Annotated in this window: 18 protein-coding genes, 1 tRNA gene and 1 pseudogene; 10 read left to right on the top strand and 10 right to left on the bottom strand. The window is 35.5% G+C overall.

Annotated features, from left to right (window positions below; translation table 11 throughout):
• Positions 1-38: 38 nt before the first annotated feature.
• Positions 39-1,778, bottom strand: coding sequence for a DNA primase (dnaG, locus tag CUN60_RS04405; protein ID WP_102950859.1), 1,740 nt, complete (start codon positions 1,776-1,778; stop codon positions 39-41).
• Positions 1,778-2,488 (bottom strand): pseudouridine synthase, encoded by a 711-nt coding sequence (locus CUN60_RS04400; protein WP_102950858.1) that lies wholly within the window; start codon positions 2,486-2,488, stop codon positions 1,778-1,780. The genes dnaG and CUN60_RS04400 overlap by 1 nt, the downstream gene beginning before the upstream one ends.
• Before the next feature lie 245 nt (positions 2,489-2,733).
• Between CUN60_RS04400 and CUN60_RS04395 the strand changes: the two genes are divergently transcribed.
• The 3 genes from CUN60_RS04395 to CUN60_RS04385 all read left to right on the top strand — a co-directional run bounded on the left by CUN60_RS04395 (position 2,734) and on the right by CUN60_RS04385 (position 6,560).
• Positions 2,734-3,783: an asparaginase gene (locus CUN60_RS04395; RefSeq protein WP_102950857.1), complete on the top strand. Its 1,050-nt coding sequence runs from the start codon at positions 2,734-2,736 to the stop codon at positions 3,781-3,783.
• A 25-nt stretch (positions 3,784-3,808) separates the two neighbouring features.
• Positions 3,809-5,167 carry an aspartate ammonia-lyase gene (locus CUN60_RS04390; protein ID WP_102950856.1) on the top strand — a complete coding sequence of 453 codons (1,359 nt, stop codon included), beginning with the start codon at positions 3,809-3,811 and terminating at the stop codon, positions 5,165-5,167.
• 157 nt (positions 5,168-5,324) lie between these two features.
• Entirely contained in the window at positions 5,325-6,560 is a 1,236-nt protein-coding gene (locus CUN60_RS04385) for a dicarboxylate/amino acid:cation symporter (RefSeq protein WP_102950855.1), read from the top strand.
• A 55-nt stretch (positions 6,561-6,615) separates the two neighbouring features.
• Here the strand turns inward: CUN60_RS04385 and CUN60_RS04380 are convergent.
• The 8 genes and pseudogenes from CUN60_RS04380 to CUN60_RS04345 form a co-directional block, all read right to left on the bottom strand.
• Positions 6,616-6,690, bottom strand: a tRNA-Arg gene (locus tag CUN60_RS04380).
• A 32-nt stretch (positions 6,691-6,722) separates the two neighbouring features.
• Positions 6,723-7,076, bottom strand: a complete 354-nt coding sequence (locus tag CUN60_RS04375; RefSeq protein WP_102950854.1) for a hypothetical protein — start codon at positions 7,074-7,076, stop codon at positions 6,723-6,725.
• A 27-nt stretch (positions 7,077-7,103) separates the two neighbouring features.
• Positions 7,104-8,939: a translational GTPase TypA gene (gene typA / locus CUN60_RS04370; RefSeq protein WP_102950853.1), complete on the bottom strand. Its 1,836-nt coding sequence runs from the start codon at positions 8,937-8,939 to the stop codon at positions 7,104-7,106.
• A gap of 204 nt (positions 8,940-9,143) precedes the next feature.
• A complete protein-coding gene (locus CUN60_RS04365) occupies positions 9,144-10,058 on the bottom strand; it encodes a hypothetical protein (protein WP_102950852.1) in 915 nt (304 codons plus the stop codon).
• Between the two features lie 145 nt (positions 10,059-10,203).
• Positions 10,204-11,193, bottom strand: coding sequence for a 4-hydroxythreonine-4-phosphate dehydrogenase PdxA (pdxA, locus tag CUN60_RS04360; RefSeq protein WP_102952444.1), 990 nt, complete (start codon positions 11,191-11,193; stop codon positions 10,204-10,206).
• Position 11,194: 1 nt separating this feature from the next.
• Positions 11,195-11,668 carry a peptidylprolyl isomerase gene (locus CUN60_RS13175; protein WP_245866379.1) on the bottom strand — a complete coding sequence of 158 codons (474 nt, stop codon included), beginning with the start codon at positions 11,666-11,668 and terminating at the stop codon, positions 11,195-11,197.
• Positions 11,669-11,695: 27 nt separating this feature from the next.
• A pseudogene (locus tag CUN60_RS13170) lies at positions 11,696-12,630 on the bottom strand (peptidylprolyl isomerase); the annotation flags it as partial.
• Between the two features lie 8 nt (positions 12,631-12,638).
• Positions 12,639-15,011: an LPS-assembly protein LptD gene (locus CUN60_RS04345; protein ID WP_102950849.1), complete on the bottom strand. Its 2,373-nt coding sequence runs from the start codon at positions 15,009-15,011 to the stop codon at positions 12,639-12,641.
• A gap of 198 nt (positions 15,012-15,209) precedes the next feature.
• On the opposite strand from CUN60_RS04345, the gene CUN60_RS04340 reads away from it, so the two are divergent.
• The 7 genes from CUN60_RS04340 to CUN60_RS04310 all read left to right on the top strand — a co-directional run bounded on the left by CUN60_RS04340 (position 15,210) and on the right by CUN60_RS04310 (position 22,094).
• Positions 15,210-15,689 carry a hypothetical protein gene (locus CUN60_RS04340; RefSeq protein WP_102950848.1) on the top strand — a complete coding sequence of 160 codons (480 nt, stop codon included), beginning with the start codon at positions 15,210-15,212 and terminating at the stop codon, positions 15,687-15,689.
• A 152-nt stretch (positions 15,690-15,841) separates the two neighbouring features.
• On the top strand, positions 15,842-17,188 hold the full coding sequence (gene mnmE, locus CUN60_RS04335; protein ID WP_102950847.1) for a tRNA uridine-5-carboxymethylaminomethyl(34) synthesis GTPase MnmE: 1,347 nt from the start codon (positions 15,842-15,844) through the stop codon (positions 17,186-17,188).
• Between the two features lie 177 nt (positions 17,189-17,365).
• The gene (locus CUN60_RS04330) at positions 17,366-18,562 is read left to right on the top strand and encodes a tyrosine-type recombinase/integrase (protein WP_102950846.1); all 1,197 of its coding nucleotides are present in this window, start codon (positions 17,366-17,368) and stop codon (positions 18,560-18,562) included.
• Positions 18,563-18,575: 13 nt separating this feature from the next.
• Positions 18,576-19,964, top strand: a complete 1,389-nt coding sequence (locus tag CUN60_RS04325; RefSeq protein ID WP_102950845.1) for a hypothetical protein — start codon at positions 18,576-18,578, stop codon at positions 19,962-19,964.
• 126 nt (positions 19,965-20,090) lie between these two features.
• Positions 20,091-20,282, top strand: a complete 192-nt coding sequence (locus CUN60_RS04320; RefSeq protein WP_102950844.1) for a helix-turn-helix transcriptional regulator — start codon at positions 20,091-20,093, stop codon at positions 20,280-20,282.
• Between the two features lie 164 nt (positions 20,283-20,446).
• A complete protein-coding gene (locus tag CUN60_RS04315; RefSeq protein ID WP_102950843.1) occupies positions 20,447-21,364 on the top strand; it encodes a helix-turn-helix domain-containing protein in 918 nt (305 codons plus the stop codon).
• Entirely contained in the window at positions 21,357-22,094 is a 738-nt protein-coding gene (locus CUN60_RS04310; RefSeq protein ID WP_102950842.1) for a hypothetical protein, read from the top strand. The genes CUN60_RS04315 and CUN60_RS04310 overlap by 8 nt, the downstream gene beginning before the upstream one ends.
• The last annotated feature ends 1 nt before the right edge of the window (position 22,095 follow it).

The raw sequence follows: 22,095 nt of genomic DNA, 5'->3' as shown, positions 1-22,095 counted from the left end.
ATTATAGAACCATCAGAAATGGCTAATTTGCTCGGGCTTCAATTTAATTTTGGCATTCTCGGACGTTTTTTTTCATAAACTAGCTCATGAAGTTTTTTACAATAGTCTTCTTTGCTAAAAGTAAACGTATTCGTGAAGTTCTCCCGTTCCATTTTTACTTTTTGGTAAATTGATAACAAATTGACATGCGAAAAATTAGTCATCATTTTTAAGTCAGTAATTACAATATCATCAAAACTATCACAATGAGCTTCAAGATAAGCAATCAATATAAAAAGCTCACTAAGATCCAGATCTTTCGTTTCAAGAACATGTATTTCAGGTAACGGGAACTCACGAGCTAGAAGCGGCTGATTAAATAAAGCCTGAATAATATTTTCAAGAAGATTCAGATTTAATGGTTGGCGTTTCAGATTATTCTGATATGCATTAGAAATATTTTTAAGTGATTTATTATAAAAAGCAAACCTGCTCCGATTATTTAAAATACTTTCAACCACCGAAGGATCTAAATCAACCATGGTAGCAAGCTGCTTTTTTAAAATAACCTGTAAAGCAATTGCCTTTATCTGCTCAGTGTAAGGTTTAACCAGACTGATTAAACGCGCTTTACCTTCGTCAGTGGCAATATTTACTTCCTCAAGGAGTTGATTTAATAAAAAAGTAATTAATCCAGTAGAATGATTATTTGCCAAATTTTTAAATGCGTCTGTACCATTTTCGCGAATATAACTATCTGGATCGTGCTCTTCTGGCAGGAAGAGAAAATTAACCGATTTAATGTCAGTAACCAAACCAATCGAACGCTCAAGTGCGCGCCACGCTGCTTTCTTCCCAGCATTATCACCATCAAATGAATAGCAAATATTGTCGCAAAATCTAAACATAGTCTTGATATGCTCTTCGGTCGCTGCTGTTCCCATTGTGGCTACAACATTATTGATTCCATATTGATTAAGAGCAATTACATCCATATACCCCTCAACCACAAATACTTGATTAAGATCACGGATCTCTTTTTTGGCTTCATATAAACCATAAAGCTCATGCGATTTATTAAATAATTCCGTTTCAGGCGAATTAAGGTATTTTGGCTCCCCTTTAGCTATTATCCGACCGCCAAAACCAATAATTTCGCCTTTAATATTACGAATTGGAAAAATCACCCGCTCCCGAAAGCGATCATAGCGTTTATTATTATCGTTAACTACCACTAGACCCGCATCCAGTAGAAGCTTATTAGTCGGATAATCTGGAAATGCCTGCTGGAGATTATTAAAGCCTGCCGGGGTATAACCTAAACTAAATTTATTTATAATCTCGGGAGAAAGTCCGCGTTTTTCACGTAAATAATGTAAGGCAACACTAGACTGACTTAGCTGCTGTCGGTAGTATAGGCAAGCTTTCTCCAGCGTCTCATAAATGTTAAGCTTATGCTCTTTACGCTTTTGCTGCTCCTCTCGGCTGATTTTTTCCTGGCGCTCATCCTCTGGGATAGTTACACCATACTGCTCGGCAAGCGACTGAATAGCGGAAACAAAATCAAGTCCCTGATACTTCATTACAAAACTAACAGCATTCCCAGATTCGCCACAACCAAAGCAATGGTACATCTGTTTTACCGGGCTAATTGAAAATGATGGGGATTTTTCATTATGAAACGGGCAACAGGCGAAATAATTCTGCCCTGATCTTTTTAGTTTTAGGTGCTTACCAATCACTTCGACCAAATCAGCACGCTGATTTACCTCATCAATGACACTCTGTGGAATTTGCATTATTTACCCGTCTTATTCATAACTTGGCTAATTTCCTTATCCGTAAGATAACGCCATTTTCCCGGTAACAAACTGCGATCATCGATATTACCAATACGGATTCTCTTTAAATCAAGAACCTTATAGCCCATAACTTCTGCCATCCGTCGAATTTGCCTATTTATTCCTTCTGTTAGTGTAATCCGGTAAACATTATCATTTACCTGCTTTAATTTAGCTGGTCTTAATTGCTTGCCATCAAGAACAATACTCCCTGATATCTGCGATCGAATAAATTCTGGAGTTACTGGCTTATCAACCCTTACCAAATACTCTTTCTCTTTTATAAACTCAGCCCCAAAAGCCTGATACACAAACTTACCATCATTAGATAGTAGCAATAATCCATGACTATCCTTATCAAGTCGTCCAGCATAAGTCAAATCTTTTATATCCGGCAATAGGTCAAAAACAGGTTTACCATCTTTGCGGCTATGACTACAAACATAGTTTTTGGGCTTATTAAGAAGAATATATACAAAGGAATCTGTTTCCTGTTTTAATTCTGGCAATATTTCAACTTTATCTAGCTCACTATTAACTTTATAGCCTAATTCAGTGATAATTTCACCATTAATTTTGACATAGCCTTTAGCAATAAACTCATCCGCTTTACGCCGTGAGCAAAGCCCCATATCTTTTAAATACTTATTTAATCTAACTAGTGTCATGTATAACTTTATTCAAGATAATTTATTAGCTAAGAATTATAACAGATTGAGTAAAAACCAGATTTAAACTAGCTAAATTAGTAAAATTATTTATATTTTAGCTGCAATTAAATATATAACAATATCAGAACATTAATAAATATAGTTGCTAAAATGAATCTTTTTTGTGCATTGCATATGACAAAGAAATCAGATTGGTTGATATAATCCAAAGTTGTCCATTACTATTTTCAAGGAAGATGATTATGCGTAGGCTCCTATTTTCTATTGTTTTATCATTAATATCCTTCATTGCCTATGCGGCAAATAAGCCAACAGTTTATTTATTAGCAACAGGTGGAACTATTGCAGGTACAGCTAGTTCACAAACATCTACAACATACAAAGCAGGAAGCTTGACGGCTGAACAGATTATTGCATCAGTGCCAGGACTAGACAATCTAGCAAATATAAAATACGAACAGGTTTATAACAAAGATAGCGGAAATGTTACACTCTCAGATTGGTTAAAGCTTGCCAATGAAGTAAATAAAGTTATCAATGATCCAAACGTAAGTGCTGTAGTAGTTACTCATGGCACAGACACGCTAGAAGAAACAGCATATTTTCTTGATCTTGTAATTAAAACTAAAAAACCTATCATTATCGTTGGGGCAATGCGTCCTGCTACTGCAATCAGTGCTGATGGTCCATTAAATCTATATAATGCAGTAGCGGTAGCAATAAATCCTAAATCTATTGGTCGTGGAGTAATGGTAGTAATGAATGATGGAATTTATGATGGTCGTGATGTTACTAAAACAAATACAACCAATGTAGATACTTTTCAATCACCTAACACAGGACCAATCGGTCACGTTGTTATGGGTAAAGTAAATTACCATGACAACGGGCGTGCAAATGCATATGATGCACCATTTAACATTAGCAATATCAAATCATTACCATCGGTAGCAGTGGTTTATGAGAACGTCGGTGTTGATACTGAAATGCTTGACAATATACTAAAAACTAAAAACCTTAAAGGGATTGTGATTGCAGGTGTTGGCGATGGCAATATCCCGGATTATGAAAAAGATTTCTTGATTAACGCGCGTAAGAAAGGTATTGTAATTGTTAGAAGTAGCAGGGTTGGTAGTGGTGAAGTAAGTTATGACTATAATAATCTTGACACAACCTATGACCTGATTGCTGGGGACGATTTGAATCCTCAAAAAGCACGCATTCTTTTAATGCTAAGTTTACTGACAACCAATGATGTTAAGCAAATTCAGAAAAATTTTTACACATATTAAATAAATTTATTAACAAAGGGATAAGATGGAATACCGGATAGAAAAAGACTTTATCGGCGAATTTAAAGTACCCCAAAATGCATACTATGGGGTCCATACTGCACGAGCCCTGGAAAATTTTAGGCTGAAAGATTATCACCTTACTCATTCATATTTGATAAATGCTTTTGCCAAAGTGAAAATGGCAGCCGCAAATGCTAATTGCCGGACAGGTAAGTTCTCCAAAGAAATCCGTAACGCAATAAATTTTGCTTGTGAAGAAATTCTCTCTGGAAAATACCATGACGAATTTATAATACCAGCAATTCAGGGGGGAGCCGGAACCTCAACCAATATGAATGCGAATGAGGTAATTGCTAATATCGCACTTGAACATTTGGGGTATGAAAAAGCAAGATATGACATTTTATCACCAATCAACCATGTAAATGCATCTCAATCAACTAATGACTCCTATCCAACTGCCATCAAGATTGCAATTTATGAGCTAATTAATGATGTAGAAAAAAATCTTAAATTGTTAAGACGAGCATTGGAAGATAAAGCCAATGAGTTCAAAGACATCATGAAAATGGGACGCACCCAGCTTGAAGATGCAGTTCCAATTGCGCTTGGTCGCGAATTCAAAGTTTATTCAATGGCAATAAACCGAGATGTTCGTAGATTACACCAAGTAAAAGAACTATTTTTACAAGTTAACATGGGTGGTGATGCAATTGGTACCGGAGTATCAAATCATCCTGATTATCGAATCGCGGTAATTGAAGAGTTACGCAAAGTTACTGGTACACCGATTACAGCTTGTGAAGACTTAGTTGACGGCACCCAAAATCTGGATGTGTTTCCCCAGCTTTCAAGTATGGTCAAAATTTGTGGGCTTAATTTACGCAAAATTGCTAATGATTTGCGCCTAATGAATTCTGGTCCAACAACTTCGATCCATGAAATAGATCTACCTGCATTACAGGCTGGTTCAAGCATTATGCCCAAAAAAGTAAATCCGGTTGGTGCTGAATTTATCATGCAGATTGCATATAAGCTCTTGGGTAATGACTTAATTATTTCTGAATGTACGGTTGGTGAATTTGAGCTAAATGCTTGGGAACCACTAATTGCTGATGCAATGATTGAGAGCCTGACGCTATTGCGGGATGGTTTGGAACGTTTTACTAATACTGTAGTAAAAGGAATCACTGCCAATAAGGAATTGTGCGAAGCTTACTTTGAGCGCTGTCCAACTGCTGCAACAGAGTTGATATCCATAATTGGCTATGATAGTGTGGCAGAAATCATTGCTAAAGTCAATGAAACTGGCGAATCATATAAGAAAGTTGCAGTGGAAATGGGCTTTGTTCCGCAAAGCTTCTTCGATAAAAATAAATAACTGCTGTTTTTTTTATCAACACTTTTTAATATTTAAACAAAACAAAAGTAAAATTGGGCATAAATATGAATGTTTTCAAATATTAAACAATCTTTTTAATGCTACAATATAGCTGGTATTTATAATTTTATTTTTTATCAATGAGGGTATTTATTATATGAAAGCTGCTAGAGCGATTATTATCAGTCTCATTCTGGGTATCCTGTTTGGTTGGCTAATTCGCAATGTAATTCAGCCAAATCAGACAGCTACTGCCAGCCTGCTTGAATATTTGGGCATGGCTTCAGACATATTTATCAAACTAATCAAAATGATTGTTGCACCATTAATTTTTGCCTCACTAACTCTTGGGGTGATAAATATTGGTGATAATGCTAAAGGATTAGGTGTATTATTCGCTCGGGTTTTAGGCTTATTTCTTATCTCATCAATCTGTTCGTTATTTATTGGCTGGTTCATCATTGATTTATTCAAGCCGGGTCTATCAATGACAGAAGTAGGTAAAAGTTTGCTTGAAGCAGGAACAACTGCTGGTGGAAAATTTGATTCATCATCAATTTCGTTATCTCACTTTGTAAAAGAGACTATTCCAGATAACGTGGTTAATGCTTTTGCTGGTAACCATATTATTCAAATTGTAATCTTTTCACTGTTTTTTGGCTTCGCACTAACTAAAATTGATGCTAAAGGTCGCGATGCAATCCGTGACGTACTTGATGGCATTATGCATGCCATGTTTGCAATTTGTCATTCAGTAATGAAACTAGTTCCAATTGCAGTATTTGCCTCAATTTCCAATGTAATTATCAAAAATGGGTTTGGGGTTCTTTATACTTATCTGGTATTTATTCTTGAATACTACCTAGCATTAATTATTGTTTGGTTTGCAATTTATCTTCTGTCACTAAAAGTGGTTGGACGTAAAATTAATCAACTAATATCAGCACTTATTCCACCACTATCATTATCATTTGCAACCTCATCCTCAGAAGTTGCCTACCCTGCTGTATTTGAAGAGCTTGAAAACTATGGGGTGCGTGAGAAAATCAGTAGTTTTGTACTACCGATGGGATACTCATTTAACATGATAGGATCAATGGTATATTTCAGCTTTGCAATTATTTTCATCACTCAAGTCTTTGGAATTGATATTGCATTCACTGACAAGTTATACATATTCTTTATGTTGTTAGTTACATCTAAAGGTATTGCTGGGGTACCTCGTGCTTCAATTATGGTAATCTCTTCAGCAGTAACAGCCTTTCACTTCCCTGCGGCAAGTGTATTACTATTATTACCAATTGATGCTTTTGCGGATATGGGGCGAAGTGCAACCAATGTCTATGCTAATGCAGTAATGACAACCTTTATTGACAAATGGCATAAGGATTAATCACAAAAAGCCTCAAAAAAACCTGATCAAACGATCAGGTTTTTTATTATCTTCATGGTGCCCTCGACAGGAATCGAACCTGTAACTGCCCCTTAGGAGGGGGCCGTTATATCCATTTAACTACGAAGACAGCTACGAAAGGTTTCTAAGAGCCTAAGTTATTTAGAAATGGTGATGATGGCTATGTTTAGGATGAAGATGCTTGTAAAAATAATGATGTACTGCTTCTTTTGCTTCTTCAATAGAACCATAATCACCAATATGTCTTGTTTCAGTAAACTCAAGACGCATCAAATCTGGTCCAACATGGGTATAACTTACAAGGTTCACGCTATAAGGTTTATCCCCTTCCTTTTTTTCCTGAAGCTTGAAAGTTGATCTTACAGATAAATCATCGTTTTTATAGTAGAGTGCTTCTGCATGAAACATATTCACAACTTCTGCAGTTACCCGATTTAAAACGTGATGATTCACTTCTTCCCAAATTAATTCATCTTTAGCCACATGAACAATCATCAAAGATTCCTTATAAATAATATATAATTAATTAGCCAAACTTTGTTTTGCTGCGCGCTTACGCTCATTCTCATCAAGATGACGTTTACGCAAACGAATATTTTGTGGAGTAATCTCAACCAACTCATCATCATCGATAAATTCAATCGCACTTTCAAGAGTTAGCTTAATGGGAGGAGTAAGCCGAACAGCTTCATCAGTACCTGATGCACGAACATTAGTAAGTTTTTTACCCTTAATCGGGTTAACATTCAAATCATTATCGCGGCTATGAATACCAATAATCATACCATTATAAAGCTTTTCGCCAGGACTAACAAACATTCTACCCCGATCTTCCAGATTCCATAGTGCATAGGCAACTGCCGCTCCATCTTCCTGAGAAATAAGCACGCCATTGCGACGACCTGGAATATCTGCTTTAACTGGACCATAATCATCAAATACATGTGCAATAAGACCAGTTCCACGAGTAAGAGTCAGAAACTCCCCCTGAAAACCAATTAAACCCCTAGCAGGAATACGGTATTCAATTCTGGTTCTACCTTTACCATCGCTAGACATGTCAAGCATTTCACCTTTACGACGTCCAAGCTCTTCCATAACTGCCCCCTGATGCTCTTCTTCTACATCAATAGTAAGCAACTCATATGGTTCACAGGTTTCACCATTGATAGTCTTCATCACCACATGTGGCTTAGCAACTGCCATTTCAAAGCCTTCACGACGCATGTTTTCAAGTAGGATGGTAAGATGCAATTCACCACGTCCAGAAACAAGAAATTCATCAGTATTTGCCGTATCTTCTACACGCAATGCTACATTTGTCAGAAGCTCTTTGTTCAAACGATCGCGAATCTGACGACTAGTTACAAATTTACCTTCAGTTCCAGCTAGTGGAGAAGTATTGACCTGAAATGTCATACTAATAGTAGGTTCATCAACTTTTAACATTGGCAATGGATCAGGATTTGCTACATCACAGATCGTTACACCTATGTTTAGCTCTTCTATCCCGTTAATCAGAACAATATCTCCAGCAGAAGCTTCATCTACTAACTTGCGTTCCAAACCGCTAAATACTTGAACCTGATTTATTTTTGCATTTTTTTTCTCACCATCAGGACCGTGAGCAACACATATCTGCTGACCAGCCCTGATTTTGCCACGACGGATTCGTCCAATACCAATTCGTCCGACAAAACTATTGTAATCTAGTGCAGCAATTTGCAACTGTAAACTGCCTTCATCATCACCAACTGGTGCTGGCACATTATTTAAAACTGTATCAAATAATGCCTCCATATTACCGGGGTTTTCTGAAGCTTCAAGCGAAGCATAACCATTTAATGCAGAGGCATAAACAACAGGAAAATCAAGCTGTTCTTCCGTTGCCCCAAGTTTATCAAATAAGTCAAAAGTCTGGTCTATCACCCAATCAGGACGAGCACCAGGTCTATCAATTTTATTAATCACCACAATTGGTTTTAACCCAAGTGATAGTGCTTTTCTAGTTACAAAACGGGTTTGCGGCATAGGACCTTCAACGGCGTCAACCAAAAGAAGTACACCATCAACCATTCCAAGTACACGCTCAACTTCGCCTCCGAAATCAGCATGTCCAGGAGTATCCACGATATTAACCCGAACTCCTTTATAATCTAAAGAAGCATTTTTTGCGAGAATTGTAATACCGCGCTCCTTTTCTAGATCATTACTATCCATTACCCGCTCAGCTACCTGTTGATGCGCGGAAAATGTTCCTGCTTGCTGCAAGAGTTTATCTACCAAAGTTGTTTTCCCATGATCTACGTGGGCGATTATTGCGATATTTCTTAAATTAGTGCGTGTTGCGTTACTCAATGTTATTCCTAATAATTAACCAAAAATTAACGCGTATTATAGCATACTTGAAAGTATTATTTAACCAGTAATATCAATATTCTAAATATGGTTAAACTCTTTAATTGAAACTACAACAAATTGGAAGTAACCGAAAAAACCAAAGCTTATGTATTTTAAACTTTAAAGCTATTCATTTCAAGATAATATAAATCTATTTCAACCTTAAACAAGATTACATTCAGCTCTTAAATCATTCAAACTTTTAATAAAGTTTGCCTCATATTCCCAGTTATCAGTGAAATCTAAGGAACAATTCATACCCACCCTGATAGCATTCCAATACTTCTTGCGTTCAAGTTTATTAACCTTTTTAATTGCATTTGGATTTTGGTAATAGTACTCAATAATTCCAATAGCCGCAACAATAAAGGAACCACTCATCAAATTTCCAGCAATAAAGGCTAATGTAAAAAGATCACCTCTTATATCGTATCGATAACCAGCAATTAATTTCACAATATCGTAAATCAGAACTATTTTATCATTGGATAGTAGCCGTTCGCCGGGCAATGGGAATTTATTTTTTCGGTATGATTTATATAAATTATAACCTAAGCTATTTTTTGCAAGAAGAGTTAATTTCTGATACTTATCACTTAAGCCAGGACTATTCTCATTAAGCATAAATCTATCATCGGAATCATTACTAGAAGTTCGACCAACTGTTGATTTCAATGCTTTACGAAATTCATTATATTCAATAAGCTGCTGATACTGATTAAACGTTTGGCTTAACTGCTTGAGCAATAGATCACTTAATTTAAGTGAACGCAGATATCCTTCCACAAGAATTCTTTTCTCATCAAGATAATCTTCTACGTAATGCATGGCTAAAACCAAAAACTCTAAAGCAGCTTTTTTCTGCTCACTATCCTGAAGCGTAGCAGCTAGTTCAATTGGATTTGCAAATGGAATCTCATTAATGTCTATTTCTGTTGATAATAAAAAGTAAGAACTTAACTGTAAGCACTGAATATTTCTTTCGGATAGATCATATTTATCCCCAACTGAAGCAATAAATTTGGCAGCACCAAGCAATGTATTTATTTGACTATTATTCCACACAAAATCTTTCACAACTGCTCCATTAACGATTAAGACATGCTATTTTATCACACATAATGTTTAAATATAATACAGCAAGCACTAATTATTATTTAACAATAGAATAACACTAGCTACAATAACGAGAGTGAAAGAGGATCAATCCAGATGATGGAATTTACCCCGAAGTAAATGAAAGTTGAATAGCAATCTCAATGGCAGAATGCAAGCTTACAGATGAAGCCAGTCCTTTTCCGGCAAGATCAAGTGCAGTACCATGATCAACCGAGGTTCTAATAATGGGTAAACCTAAAGTAATATTCACACCAGTTTCAAATCCTGAATATTTCAACACTGGTAAACCTTGATCATGATACATAGCAAGAATAACATCAAATTCAGAAGCCCGATTAAAAATAGTATCCGCCGGGTAAGAACCCGAAACTAAGTAACCAACTTGCTGCCATTTTTCTATAACCGGATTGATTATATTAATCTCTTCCATGCCAAGATAACCATTTTCACCAGCATGGGGATTTAAACCACAAACTGCAATTCGCGGTTGAGGCTGATTAAAATTACTTGTAAAACTATCATGAATTATTTGGATTGCTGAATCTAAATTTTCAGGAGTAATCTGAGAGGGAACTTTTGCCAATGGTATATGCGTAGTTAGTAATGCCACACGTAATAGGTTATTAGCCAGCATCATCACGACTTTTTTTACACCAAATTTTTCGGCAAAATACTCAGTATGCCCAATAAAATCAATTGCTCCTTGATTTAATACATCCTTATTAACCGGAGCAGTAACAATTACTTTACTCGCGCCCTTTTTACAAAGATCTATTGCAATATCAAGAGTATTTAAAACATAGCTGGCATTAATAGCTAATGGTCTACCAATACAGTTATGATCAGGACAGTCAACATGCAGCACTGCCAACTGCCCATATTTCAAGACTGGAAAATCATCGGGATTACTAATTATAATGAAATCAACATCTTTACCCAAAGATTTCGCCCGTTTATTAAGAAGATGAACATCTCCGATCAATAATAAATTATGACTATCAACATAAGGAGAATTAATTAGATCAAGGCAAATTTCGGGACCAATTCCTGCGGGTTCCCCAGTTGTAATACAAATTAATGGCTTCTTATTCATCTTAGTTATCATTAAGCTTTACATAAGCCATCTCACGTAGGTTGCGCACCCATTCAGTATAAAGCATTTGCGCCTTCATTTCTCTTAACTCCTGACGAATCTCCGCCTTTTCTTTGTCATTAGCAAGATTACTATCACGTGTTTCAGTAACTTCAAGAAGATGCCAACCAAATGGGCTTCGAACTGGTTCACTGATTTGCCCAACAGGAGTTTTTAACATTGCTTGCTCAAACTGAGGAACTGTGTCCCCTTTACTAACCCAGCCTATATCACCACCTTTAATACTGCTGGTGTCTTCTGAATACCGTTTAGCCAAATCAATAAAATCTTTATTTTGTTTGGCGGTATTTCCATTATCCTTGATTAATTGATCACGGATTGAATTAATCTTCTGATGAGCCTCTTCATCACTGGTTAATTCATTAACCTTTATAAGAATATGCCTAACATGGTACTGCTTGACAATTTGCGGCATTCCATGCTGCTTGACTCCTGTTACCTTAAAAATAAAAAAACCAACTGGCATTTTAATAACTGGAGTAACTCCGCCTTGCGGCGTTTGAGCAACAGGATCAAGAACTATTGGGGGCAAGGAACTATTACTCTTCCAACCTAAATCACCGCCATTTAAAGCATTTGGTGCTGAAGAGTATTTGATCGCAAGCTGTTCAAATGACTGACCTTGTTTTAACTGGGCATAAACCTGATTTGCCAAAGCTTCCCTTTTTGCAACAGCATCTTGAGTTGCCTGCTCTGGAATACTAATTACAATATCGGATAATCTATAGTCAATTCTATTTTTATAGGTTTCACTATTTAATATCCGGGTTACCTCATCATCATTAACAACTACACGCGCATCAACTTCACGCTGCTTTAATTTATCTGCTGTTATCTGATCATTTAACTGCTGCCTAAAATCATCATATGACATCCCCTGCCTAGCAAGCTTTGCCCTCATCTGCTGATCAGTTATACCTTGAGCTTTTTCAAGATTGTTAATTGCATCATTTACTTCAGCGTCCGTAGTCTTAATTCCCCTCTAGCAGCCAAGTCCAGCTGAATTTGCAGTAAAATTAGCTGATCAAGCACCCTAGTACGTAAATCATTGTAATTTGTATTAGTAATTCCGCGTTGCTGCAGTGAATCTCTAGTTTGGGCAATCTGCTTCTCTAACTCATTTTGGGTAATAATACGCTTATTAACATAAGCAACTATCTTATCAACTAATACCGTTGACTGCTGTCGATTTCCAGCAGAGGACGGAGACCTCTGAGCCTGAGTAGTAGCTTTGACCTGACTAGCTGTAATACTTTTGGCAGCGACAATAGGTTGGCTCGCATCCACCCCAGAGACTAATGCAGATTCAGCTTCATTAGCATAAACAAAAGCTGGTAAAGAAAATGCAGAGATCAACACTAACAATATTCTAATCATTCTAACTCCTAAAACCCTGTAAATTGTGGTTGAGAAATTGGCATATATCCAGGAACATTTGTCTTCAGATCTGAAGTAGGATCTCCGGTACCAACACCACCGATACCTTTTAAAGAAAATTGTAAGAAATAGCCAATCTGTGTCTGATTCACGTTAAAGGTAAACTGCTCATAAACTGCACTAACTGTCCAGCAACCACCATTATATTCAACACCACCCACCAGATTCAAAAACTGACTCATAGTGAAATCATAGTTGCTTCGTCCAACAGCAAAAAGCTTATCATCGTATATTGGCCATTGTCCGGAAACATCCAGTGCATATTGATTTTCAAATGTAGCACCATTCGCTGTTAGCGCCTGCCCAGGTGTCCATCCATAAAAGAAAAGCGGTAGTTGATATTGATAACGGAATCTTACATTCAAAACTTTATAGTCTTCTGGATTAAATTTAAATCCTGCACTATAAGCATCTACTGTATTATAAACGGTTGAATATTGAAAGCTTGCTGAAGTAGAAAATTTTCTGGTCCAGTTATTATTTAATTCGGCTATAAGATTCGGATTTGGCAAAAACAATTGAGCATACTGCGTCTGATTACCGTAAAGAAAATTATTTTGTTCCGTAATATAATATCTGTATCCGGCACTAAAATTCATTAATTCCATACCATTTGAATCGTTTAGTATTCTGGTAGTACCGCCAATAGTCACATCATTTGCTGAATTTATCCGGTCAAAACCAGTAAAGCGGTTTTCACTAAATAACTGATTATAATTATAAGTAGCTGTTGCGGTATCAAAATCAGGTAAATTTGCTTGATTATTCTGTGGAATATACAGGTAATATAATCGTGGTTCAAGCGTCTGAGTAAAATTTCCGCCACCACCAAGTTGCATTGGTCGATCAAAATATAAACCGTTATCCAGTGAAACAACTGGTAATGCACGCTGCACTTGCATTGAACTGTTGGCAACATTTGGTGCTTCACCAAGATTATAATAGGTATAATTATAACCAATTTTTGGCGTTGAATACCCCCAAGTCGCCTGCATTGGATAGGTTATACTCGGATATAAGTAAGTACGTTGACCGCTTTGCATTGCCGGACTATAAAAATAGGTATAATTACTGGTTAATGCCCCTTTAAAACCCTCACCAATATCTTGTGGTTTTACATTGAAATTTATCGCTGGGTAAGAAGAGTATATTGGTACGGTTGAAGCATAACCATAAGGTTGTAAGGTCTGGTAATTAAGTAATTTAATCCCAGCATTACCCCAAGTTGGCGTGTAGTTGGCAAAAACACTTTGTTCTAGGTTGACATTATCCGTTACCGAATAAAAATTTCCAAAATCATTAAAATAGTTGCTATCAGATACTACGTTATATTTATATCCCATTTGTAACTGATTAACTGGAGTATAAATATCGTTAAGACTCCAATAATAGCGATAACTATTTGGTACTGTTGTTCCCCAATTGTACGGAAGCTGCTCGGTATAGATACTACCTACGTTTGATTCAGTCATATAGCGAAACTGATCAGAAACCATAACCCCCTGATTAGCCCAGATGTACGGCGTAATCGTCATATCATAATTTGGTGCCATATTCCAGTAATACGGATCAGAGGCCATAAACCCTGAAGTAGAAGTACCACCAAACTGCGGAGTTAGCCACCCTGATTTACGCTGCCCCAAAGGAAAACTCATATAGGGAGTAGCAAAAATTGGCACGGACTCAAAATACATGGTAGCATTTCTGGCGGTACCACTTGCATCCTGATAGTTTACATTTATATTTTGTGACTTTATATACCACGCAGGATCATTGGGATCACAGCCAGTAAAATAGCCATTACTAATACCTAAATGATTTTTATCATAGACATTAATGCTCTCCCCAGCCCCAGAAAGATTACCACTTTCGAAGTAAATATTAGCTTTGGTAAACGTGCCCTTATATAAATCAAGGTAATAATCTGCCTGCTGACCAGTAATAACATCGTACTGTCTGGTTAGAACCATATTGTCCCCAGTAGTAACCCTACCAGCTGGCTGATTATAAATTAGCCAATCTGCAGAAAATGTCTGGTTCCCCTTGTAGCCAACAACATTACCCTGAGCTATCTGATTACCTTTATTTTGTCCATTAATGGTATCCGCAGTTAAAAACAGTGTTTCCGACTCAACTCGTGGGTATTTGACATAATCTGGTCCAGATTGATCAATCCATGCATCATCAGCCAAGCCGCAAACTAAAGGCTGGGATTCTTGCAATTTGCTCTGCCCAAGAAATGACCATACATCCCCAGCGGCATAGCTGCAATAGTTGGCAAAGCCAAGAATGATGAGTAATTTCTGCTTGTGATAAGTCATGCAATCCTGATAGCGTAATGGTAATAAAAGAAATAAAGCTAATAATTATATCATGTTTAATCACGTAATCATCCGGTAACAAAAGATAAGGAGGGTCTAACTATGATAAAATATTGCATTGATTCTTGGTTATCTTAAAATATCAATTAGATATTCTTTATAACTTATTGAAAATCAAATTTATACATAGATGAAAAAATGCAACAACTCACCTCAAACACTCAAATTAATCACCAACTGAATAAATTTCTAAAAGGAAAAAACGTTAGTGATCAGCTTATCAAGTCAGCTTTAAATGAAATTAGTGAATTAGCTAATGAAGTTAATAAATTTCAAGATGAAATTGCAAAAAGTAGCTACTCACAAGTCTTAGCAGAATTAACCGAAAAGACAATTGAAATATCTGAGGAAGCTGAGCTTCTTGAGTACATTATTCCAAAATGGCAAGAATTAAGAGGTAGTATAATTAGTAACAAACCGATTGATGAATTTTATTATGAACTCGAACATTACCTACTCCTTAAATTAATAAAGCAAATGGCAGAAACACAGATAATTTCGGACACAAGCCTAAAAAAAATGCGTGAGATAGTTCGCCGTTACAGCGTAATGCCTAATTTCTGGCAAATTTTATGCCTGCTAAATGGAGACTCAATAATTAATGCTTATACATTTTAGGTAATTACTCATACTATATGACCCCGTAACTGCCGGAATATGCAGCGAGAGCAAGGCGCAATGCGACGCGGTTTACATGAGAAGTAAATGAGGAGCCTTGCAACACAGCTATTGCGAAATAGTCCGAGCAGTTACCATTTTAGCTGATAAAAATGAATTACACACGAGATAATATTGTTGCAATCGCTTCTGGGACAGGATATGCCGGAGTAGGAATTATCCGCATTTCAGGGTATGACCTATTCCCAATAATCGAAGCCATCTCCGGCAAAAAGAATCTTAAACCACGTTATGCGCAGTATTGTAATTTCTACGATGACAAAAATGAAATTCTTGACTCGGGAATCTTAATTTATTTTGACAACCCAAAATCCTTTACTGGTGAAGATGTCGTTGAATTACAAACACATGGAAGCCCCGTTGTTCTAAATATGCTATTAAAGTATTGTATTTCATTAGGTTGCAGACATGCACAGCCTGGCGAATTTACCAAACGAGCATACCTCAACGGAAAGCTTGATCTACTTCAGGCAGAAAGCATTGCCGATCTTATTCATGCAGAAAGTGAAGCCAGTGCAAAGGGCGCAATTAAGTCATTGCGTGGCGAATTCTCCCATTTCATAAATGCGATTAATGAACGTCTAATCAATCTTAGAATGTTTGTTGAAGCAAGTCTTGATTTTCCTGATGAAGATATTGAGTTTGTTGCCAACGCAAAAATTAAGGAAAAACTGGAAGTAATTCGCAATGAAATTCATCCACTATTAAAAACCACCAGACAAGGTGTTTTCCTAAATAATGGTGTTAATACTGTGATTATCGGACAACCGAATGTTGGTAAATCCAGTCTGTTAAATGTAATTGCAAATGAAGAAGTTGCAATTGTGACAGATATAGCAGGAACAACCCGCGATATTGTAAAACAGAAAATCATTATTGATGGAATACCTTTTAATATTATTGATACTGCGGGAATTAGACAGACAGAAGATGCCGTTGAAAAAATAGGTATAGAGCGCGCCATTCATGCTATTAGTGAAGCGGACATCTGTATTATCCTGATAGATAGCAGATCTGGAATTATGGCGGAGGATAAATTAATTTTAGAGTATGTCCCGGACCACGTAAAGAAAATTTATGTTCACAATAAGATTGATCTATCTGGTGAGGTTCCTCGTATATCAGTAGAAGCAGAGAAAACCAATATTTACATCTCGGCAAAACACAAAGCAGGAATTGATGAACTACGCAAATATTTATTGGATACAGTTGGTTTTGAATCTGCAACCGAAAGCTTATTTATTGCAAGAACGCGACATCTTAATGCCATGCAAAAAGCAGTGTCCCATATCAATACTGCATTTGTGCACTGGGAGGAACTTGAGATTCTTGCTGAAGAATTACGTTATGCCCACACTGCGTTGGGTGAGATTACCGGAGAATTTAGTGCCGATGATTTATTAGGTGAGATATTCAGTAAATTCTGTATCGGAAAGTAGAATGAGTTTCTTACCGCATCTTTTTTATAGTATATTTGTCTGATTTTTCAGTATGTTATATAATATTTAATGTTTCAATATATCTCATAAAATCCAGTATAATTTAATATATTAGTACTAGATATGGCACTATGGTATAATCTATCAAGTACTAATTAGTATCTGGACAAAAGAGCCGTGAAACATGTATTAAAATCAACAGATGTTGATAAATTATATAAAAATCCTGTAGCAGGTAATTACTCTGATGGTGATTATCTATATCTTGTAGTTAGTGAAAAAGGAGTGTTATCATTCCGTTACAGAGTAAACCTCGGTAATGTTAAAAATTGGATAACAATTGGACGTTACCCTGCTGTAACCTTGGCGTATGCTCGTGATAAAGCTTTGGAATATAGCAAGCTTATTGCACAAGGTATTAATCCTAAAGATTATATAGAACGCCAAAAAGCACTTTCTATCACAATCGCAAAGCTCGCGGAAGAGTATATTGAACATCAAGCTCCGCTGGTAAGAAAAAATAAATCTTCACTAGCTCAATTAGTTAGATGTATTAACAGCGAAATAGTAGCTAAAATCGGCACCATAAAACTTAGTGATCTTACTTCTGAGATCATTCATAAGAAATTAATTCAACCAAAAATTAAAATTAGCCCAGCCGCAGTAAAGCGTAATATCATTACATTAAAGCAAGTCATAAAGTATGCTTATGAGATTGGCTATATAAACACAAACCCTGTAGATAGAATAAATGTAGGTACTCTCTATCAAGATAGAGTTAGAGAACGAGTACTCTCCGACATTGAAATATCATTATTATTAAATACGACTTATAAAGCAAACATTCGAACCCAGTGGAAAATTGCAGTTCACCTTTTACTTATTCTATTAGTACGTAAAAATGAACTTTTACAAGCAACTTGGGATCAAGTAGATTTTGAAAACAAGTTATTTCATATTCCCATCAACAAAACAAATAAGCCAACAAAAGTTCCACTTAGTGAAAGCGCTTTGAAATTATTTGGAATTTTAAAAGAGTTAAATGGTGAATGTGAATCAGTATTTACTGGCAAAACCGGAAAAAGCCCATGCCATAATACATTAAATAACATGATAAGATTTACAGAAACAGTTTTAGAGGAACCATTCACTATCCATGACCTAAGGAGAACTGGAGCAACAAAATTGCAAGAGCTTGGTTTTGATATGATTGTTATTGAAGCAGCACTTAATCATGAATTTAGAAACAAGTCAGGGCTTAGTTATTTTAAGCATGATTATTTAGATGAGCGCCGAAAGATGCTTGAAGTGTGGTCGATTAAAGTTGAAGCGCTTATCCCTGAATATAATAATTACCTATCTACCGTATACTAAAGGGGTGATTAAGATGAATGAACCTGCAAATAAATTTTCTGAATTTTTAGAAATGTATGACCAGCTATTCGCTCTTTTAAATAAAGAGGAAGAACGCGAAAAAAATCTATCTATTCTTAGACGATATTTTAGATATACACTAAATACTCCGAATGGTGACAGGGAAATTGACTTTGGAGGTGTAATTGAGGGAGGTACAAAATTAATAAATAGCCAATTTTTTTTATGGAAAGTGAGAGAAGTTTTAAATTATAGAGTCTTACACGGTTTACCATTAGATGAATTAAGTCGAAAAATTTATGAGATTTTAGGGGAGTTTTTACAAGAACTAATTAGCATTATTGATCAGTCAAATGTAATCAAGTTCGATGGAAGTCGTTTGGTTCCGTTAAGAAAAGATAAGCGCGTTAAGTTTGAATATCTTCGCAATGTTATATTATGTGCACTTTTTATAGTTTCCAAATTTTGGTTAAAACCTATTTCTGAGAATGATTTCCAGTCTATTATCTTTTATATTGCCGCTCTAAGGGCAATAACTAGGACTGAATTCAATCTATTATTTGATAGTAACGGTTTTAATCCAATTTTTACATTAGCAGGAAAGAAAAGCTACTCTGCCCGCTCAGAAGAGCTTCCCATGAAACCAATATTAGTTATGACGATTACCAATGAGTATTTAAAGTATAGTGTTTTGGACCCTGGATTTTCACCGAGATCATTTAATGATTTAGTTTTTGATATTGGAGAAGATATCTTAGATACGTATAGAAAAATAATGAGAGGGAAAAATAAAGCTCATTGTTACTTTTTGGAGAGCAAAGGTAAGATATATAAAGATTTTCATAAGTTAATTGCTAAAGAAGTTCAAGATCGGTTAAATGAAGAACAAGCTGATGCCAAGAAAAATAATTTTGATGGGTTTTTCTGGGGCAAATATAAAGTAGCTCTTGCAGATTCAGGTACATCATCGTTAGATGAGTTATTTAAAACTCATCATGTAGTGATTAAAAATGGTTCGTTATTCTATCACAAGCTTGATTTTAAATCGCCATATCGCAGTTCTTTTATGGAGATAAAAGAAGAAAAATTGAAGGATTTTTTGAATGAATTTGAGTATAGGGATATTAACTGTAATGACCCATTAAAAATTGCAAAATTATTAGATAAAAATGTAAAAGTGCTCTCTTATCATAAATACTGGATGTTTCCCATTTTAGCTCAGAGAGTATATAGCTGTAGTGAAACATATTGCGAAATATCCAGAGAAATATATAGTTTTATAAAAAATTTAAAATGGAATTTAAAGGGAAATCAGGAAAAATTGCGTTTAAATATGCTTAAACCTATCATTGAAAGCAATTATGAAAAATTAAATTTATTATTAGATAAACATAATTTATAACAGATGGTTAAGTAATGTTTTTTGAGGTTCGCAGTTTAAAAACATATAATTAATTTTGTTGAGAAGAGTTTAAATAATGCTATGTCATACTAAGACATTAATCGATATATTTAGAAAGGTACTTAAATGAAAAAATATTTAACAATGAAAGATGTTCTGAATATTACTGGGATCTCGCGTGCTACTTTGTATCGCCACATGAATGTGATTGGGGATTTTCCAAAGCCTGCATTCAAGGTTTTTGACAGATTAAATAGATGGAGTAACGAACAAATAGATCAATGGCTTGAACAGCAGCGAGTAGAGTTGAATGGCTAAGTAACAGTAATTACTTAGCCATATTGATTGGCTAATTTGGGGCGGCAACCCCTTATTAGCTATGCTTTTAACACCAAAGCGACTTACATTTTATCATAAATCAAATTTATATGCTATTGTAAGTTGCATGGTTGGCTATTGCCGACGTATTAGGAGTGCAATTTATGATTGTATCTGCAAAAATTACCGGAGATTATACTCCAGTTCCCAATGCCTTATTAAACTCAACATTTTTAGATCCTATTGCCAAAATTATTTATATGTTTTTGCTCTCAAAAGGTAAACGATGGATTGTCATTAATAGTTATTTAGCCAAAGCATTAGGCATAAGTATAAATACGTTAAAACGTTATATTCAACAATTGATTGATTCTGGTTGGATAAGTCGAAAACCAAGACGAAATCCAAATAATGGTCAATTATTAGGTGGCTATGATTATTTTCTACATAATTCCCCTCAAAAAAACCCTGAAGAATTAGTTGTGGATAATTTCGAAAATGATCCTGAATCGTATGAGAAATCAGTCAATTTTTATAACGCTGTTCAACCGGATCGGCAAAATTTGACACCTAATATAAAACAAAATAAAAATAATATAGAAAAAATAACAAACATAAATCAGACCCAAATTACTGTGGATAACTATTCAGAGCTTGAAATAAATGCAGCTAAACAGTACACTGCTTCGCAACCAAATGTAAAAAATACTGATGCATATACGCGTTCGGTGCTAAAAAACAACTGGCATTTACCAATTTTGAATGAACTGCTTAACTCGGAAAGGAAACAAAGATATAAGATTTTTGATACTAAAAAAGGTGATGAAGCTTATCGCGGTTTAGTTAAACAAATCAAAAAATCTGCTTTAATCAACGAGTTGATAGCTCAACAAATTTTAACTCCAGCAAGAGTTATTGTTGGTAATCCGCGCAAATGTCTAGCACCAAATTATCTCGGCTTCCTGTATTGGCTGTACTTGAACTATCCTGATATTTGTAAATTTAATACTGATGAGCCAGAGTATCTTTATATTCAATTTTTTACTGTGCTTAACCCTAATAAGGTTCCGCCAAATGAATAATTTAGCAAATTTGACACTAAGTCATGAAGATAAAATCAAGCTTAATCAGCAACGGCGGGATCAAATTTTACATTTTCTGGCGCTTGTGGATTGGACTACTGCTGATAATTTGACCATGATACTTGGTGTTAATCACATCAAATATACACGCAGACTTTTGGATAGCATGGTTAAGGATGGATTAATCTCCAAAAGTAAATTTGCTTGCAGTACTGGTTACCGAATAGTTTATTTTATTACAGTAAATGCACTTTCGGATCTGGGTTATGAGCCTAAAAAACTTAGGTCACCACAAATTTCACAACAGAATTTTATTCACTGTGAATTAGTTCAGCGATTGCAGATTATTGCCAGCAAGAATAACTTTGAATGGATTACAGAAAGAATCTTGATCAAACACAGAAGCTATAAAAGTTACCCCGATGGCTTATTGGTTATCCGGGATGAATTTAAAATCAGTATTGAATTGCAACGCAATCGTTATAGTTTGGAAGCATTAAAGAATAAAATAGCCAAATGTTTGGCAGATTGTTTATCTGGCAAATTCAATAGGGTTTTATTTGTCTGTGCGGATAATCTTAATTCCGAGGTAATGCGAAAAGCATTATTTTCAGTATCAGTTTTGAAAGGTAAGAATCATCAGGACATTCATTTTAAGGATGAATATAAATCATTTTTTGAGTTCATTAATTTTGATGAATTTCAAGATTATCTACAAAAATTAATTTAAT

It is taken from the genome of Aquella oligotrophica, assembly GCF_002892535.1.
Lineage (GTDB): Bacteria > Pseudomonadota > Gammaproteobacteria > Burkholderiales > UBA11063 > Aquella > Aquella oligotrophica.
Note: the sequence above shows the minus strand (reverse complement) of the source record. Positions and strands in the feature narration are given on the sequence as shown.

Bases quoted from the DNA above. Each gene is read 5' to 3' on its own strand.
- dnaG (WP_102950859.1), bottom strand. From the start codon at position 1,778: ATGCAAATTCCACAGAGTGTCATTGATGAGGTAAATCAGCGTGCTGAT.
- CUN60_RS04400 (WP_102950858.1), bottom strand. From the start codon at position 2,488: ATGACACTAGTTAGATTAAATAAGTATTTAAAAGATATGGGGCTTTGC.
- CUN60_RS04395 (WP_102950857.1), top strand. From the start codon at position 2,734: ATGCGTAGGCTCCTATTTTCTATTGTTTTATCATTAATATCCTTCATT.
- CUN60_RS04390 (WP_102950856.1), top strand. From the start codon at position 3,809: ATGGAATACCGGATAGAAAAAGACTTTATCGGCGAATTTAAAGTACCC.
- CUN60_RS04385 (WP_102950855.1), top strand. From the start codon at position 5,325: ATGAAAGCTGCTAGAGCGATTATTATCAGTCTCATTCTGGGTATCCTG.
- CUN60_RS04375 (WP_102950854.1), bottom strand. From the start codon at position 7,076: ATGATTGTTCATGTGGCTAAAGATGAATTAATTTGGGAAGAAGTGAAT.
- pdxA (WP_102952444.1), bottom strand. From the start codon at position 11,193: ATGAATAAGAAGCCATTAATTTGTATTACAACTGGGGAACCCGCAGGA.
- CUN60_RS13175 (WP_245866379.1), bottom strand. From the start codon at position 11,668: ATGCCGCAAATTGTCAAGCAGTACCATGTTAGGCATATTCTTATAAAG.
- CUN60_RS04345 (WP_102950849.1), bottom strand. From the start codon at position 15,011: ATGACTTATCACAAGCAGAAATTACTCATCATTCTTGGCTTTGCCAAC.
- CUN60_RS04340 (WP_102950848.1), top strand. From the start codon at position 15,210: ATGCAACAACTCACCTCAAACACTCAAATTAATCACCAACTGAATAAA.
- mnmE (WP_102950847.1), top strand. From the start codon at position 15,842: ATGAATTACACACGAGATAATATTGTTGCAATCGCTTCTGGGACAGGA.
- CUN60_RS04325 (WP_102950845.1), top strand. From the start codon at position 18,576: ATGAATGAACCTGCAAATAAATTTTCTGAATTTTTAGAAATGTATGAC.
- CUN60_RS04320 (WP_102950844.1), top strand. From the start codon at position 20,091: ATGAAAAAATATTTAACAATGAAAGATGTTCTGAATATTACTGGGATC.
- CUN60_RS04315 (WP_102950843.1), top strand. From the start codon at position 20,447: ATGATTGTATCTGCAAAAATTACCGGAGATTATACTCCAGTTCCCAAT.
- CUN60_RS04310 (WP_102950842.1), top strand. From the start codon at position 21,357: ATGAATAATTTAGCAAATTTGACACTAAGTCATGAAGATAAAATCAAG.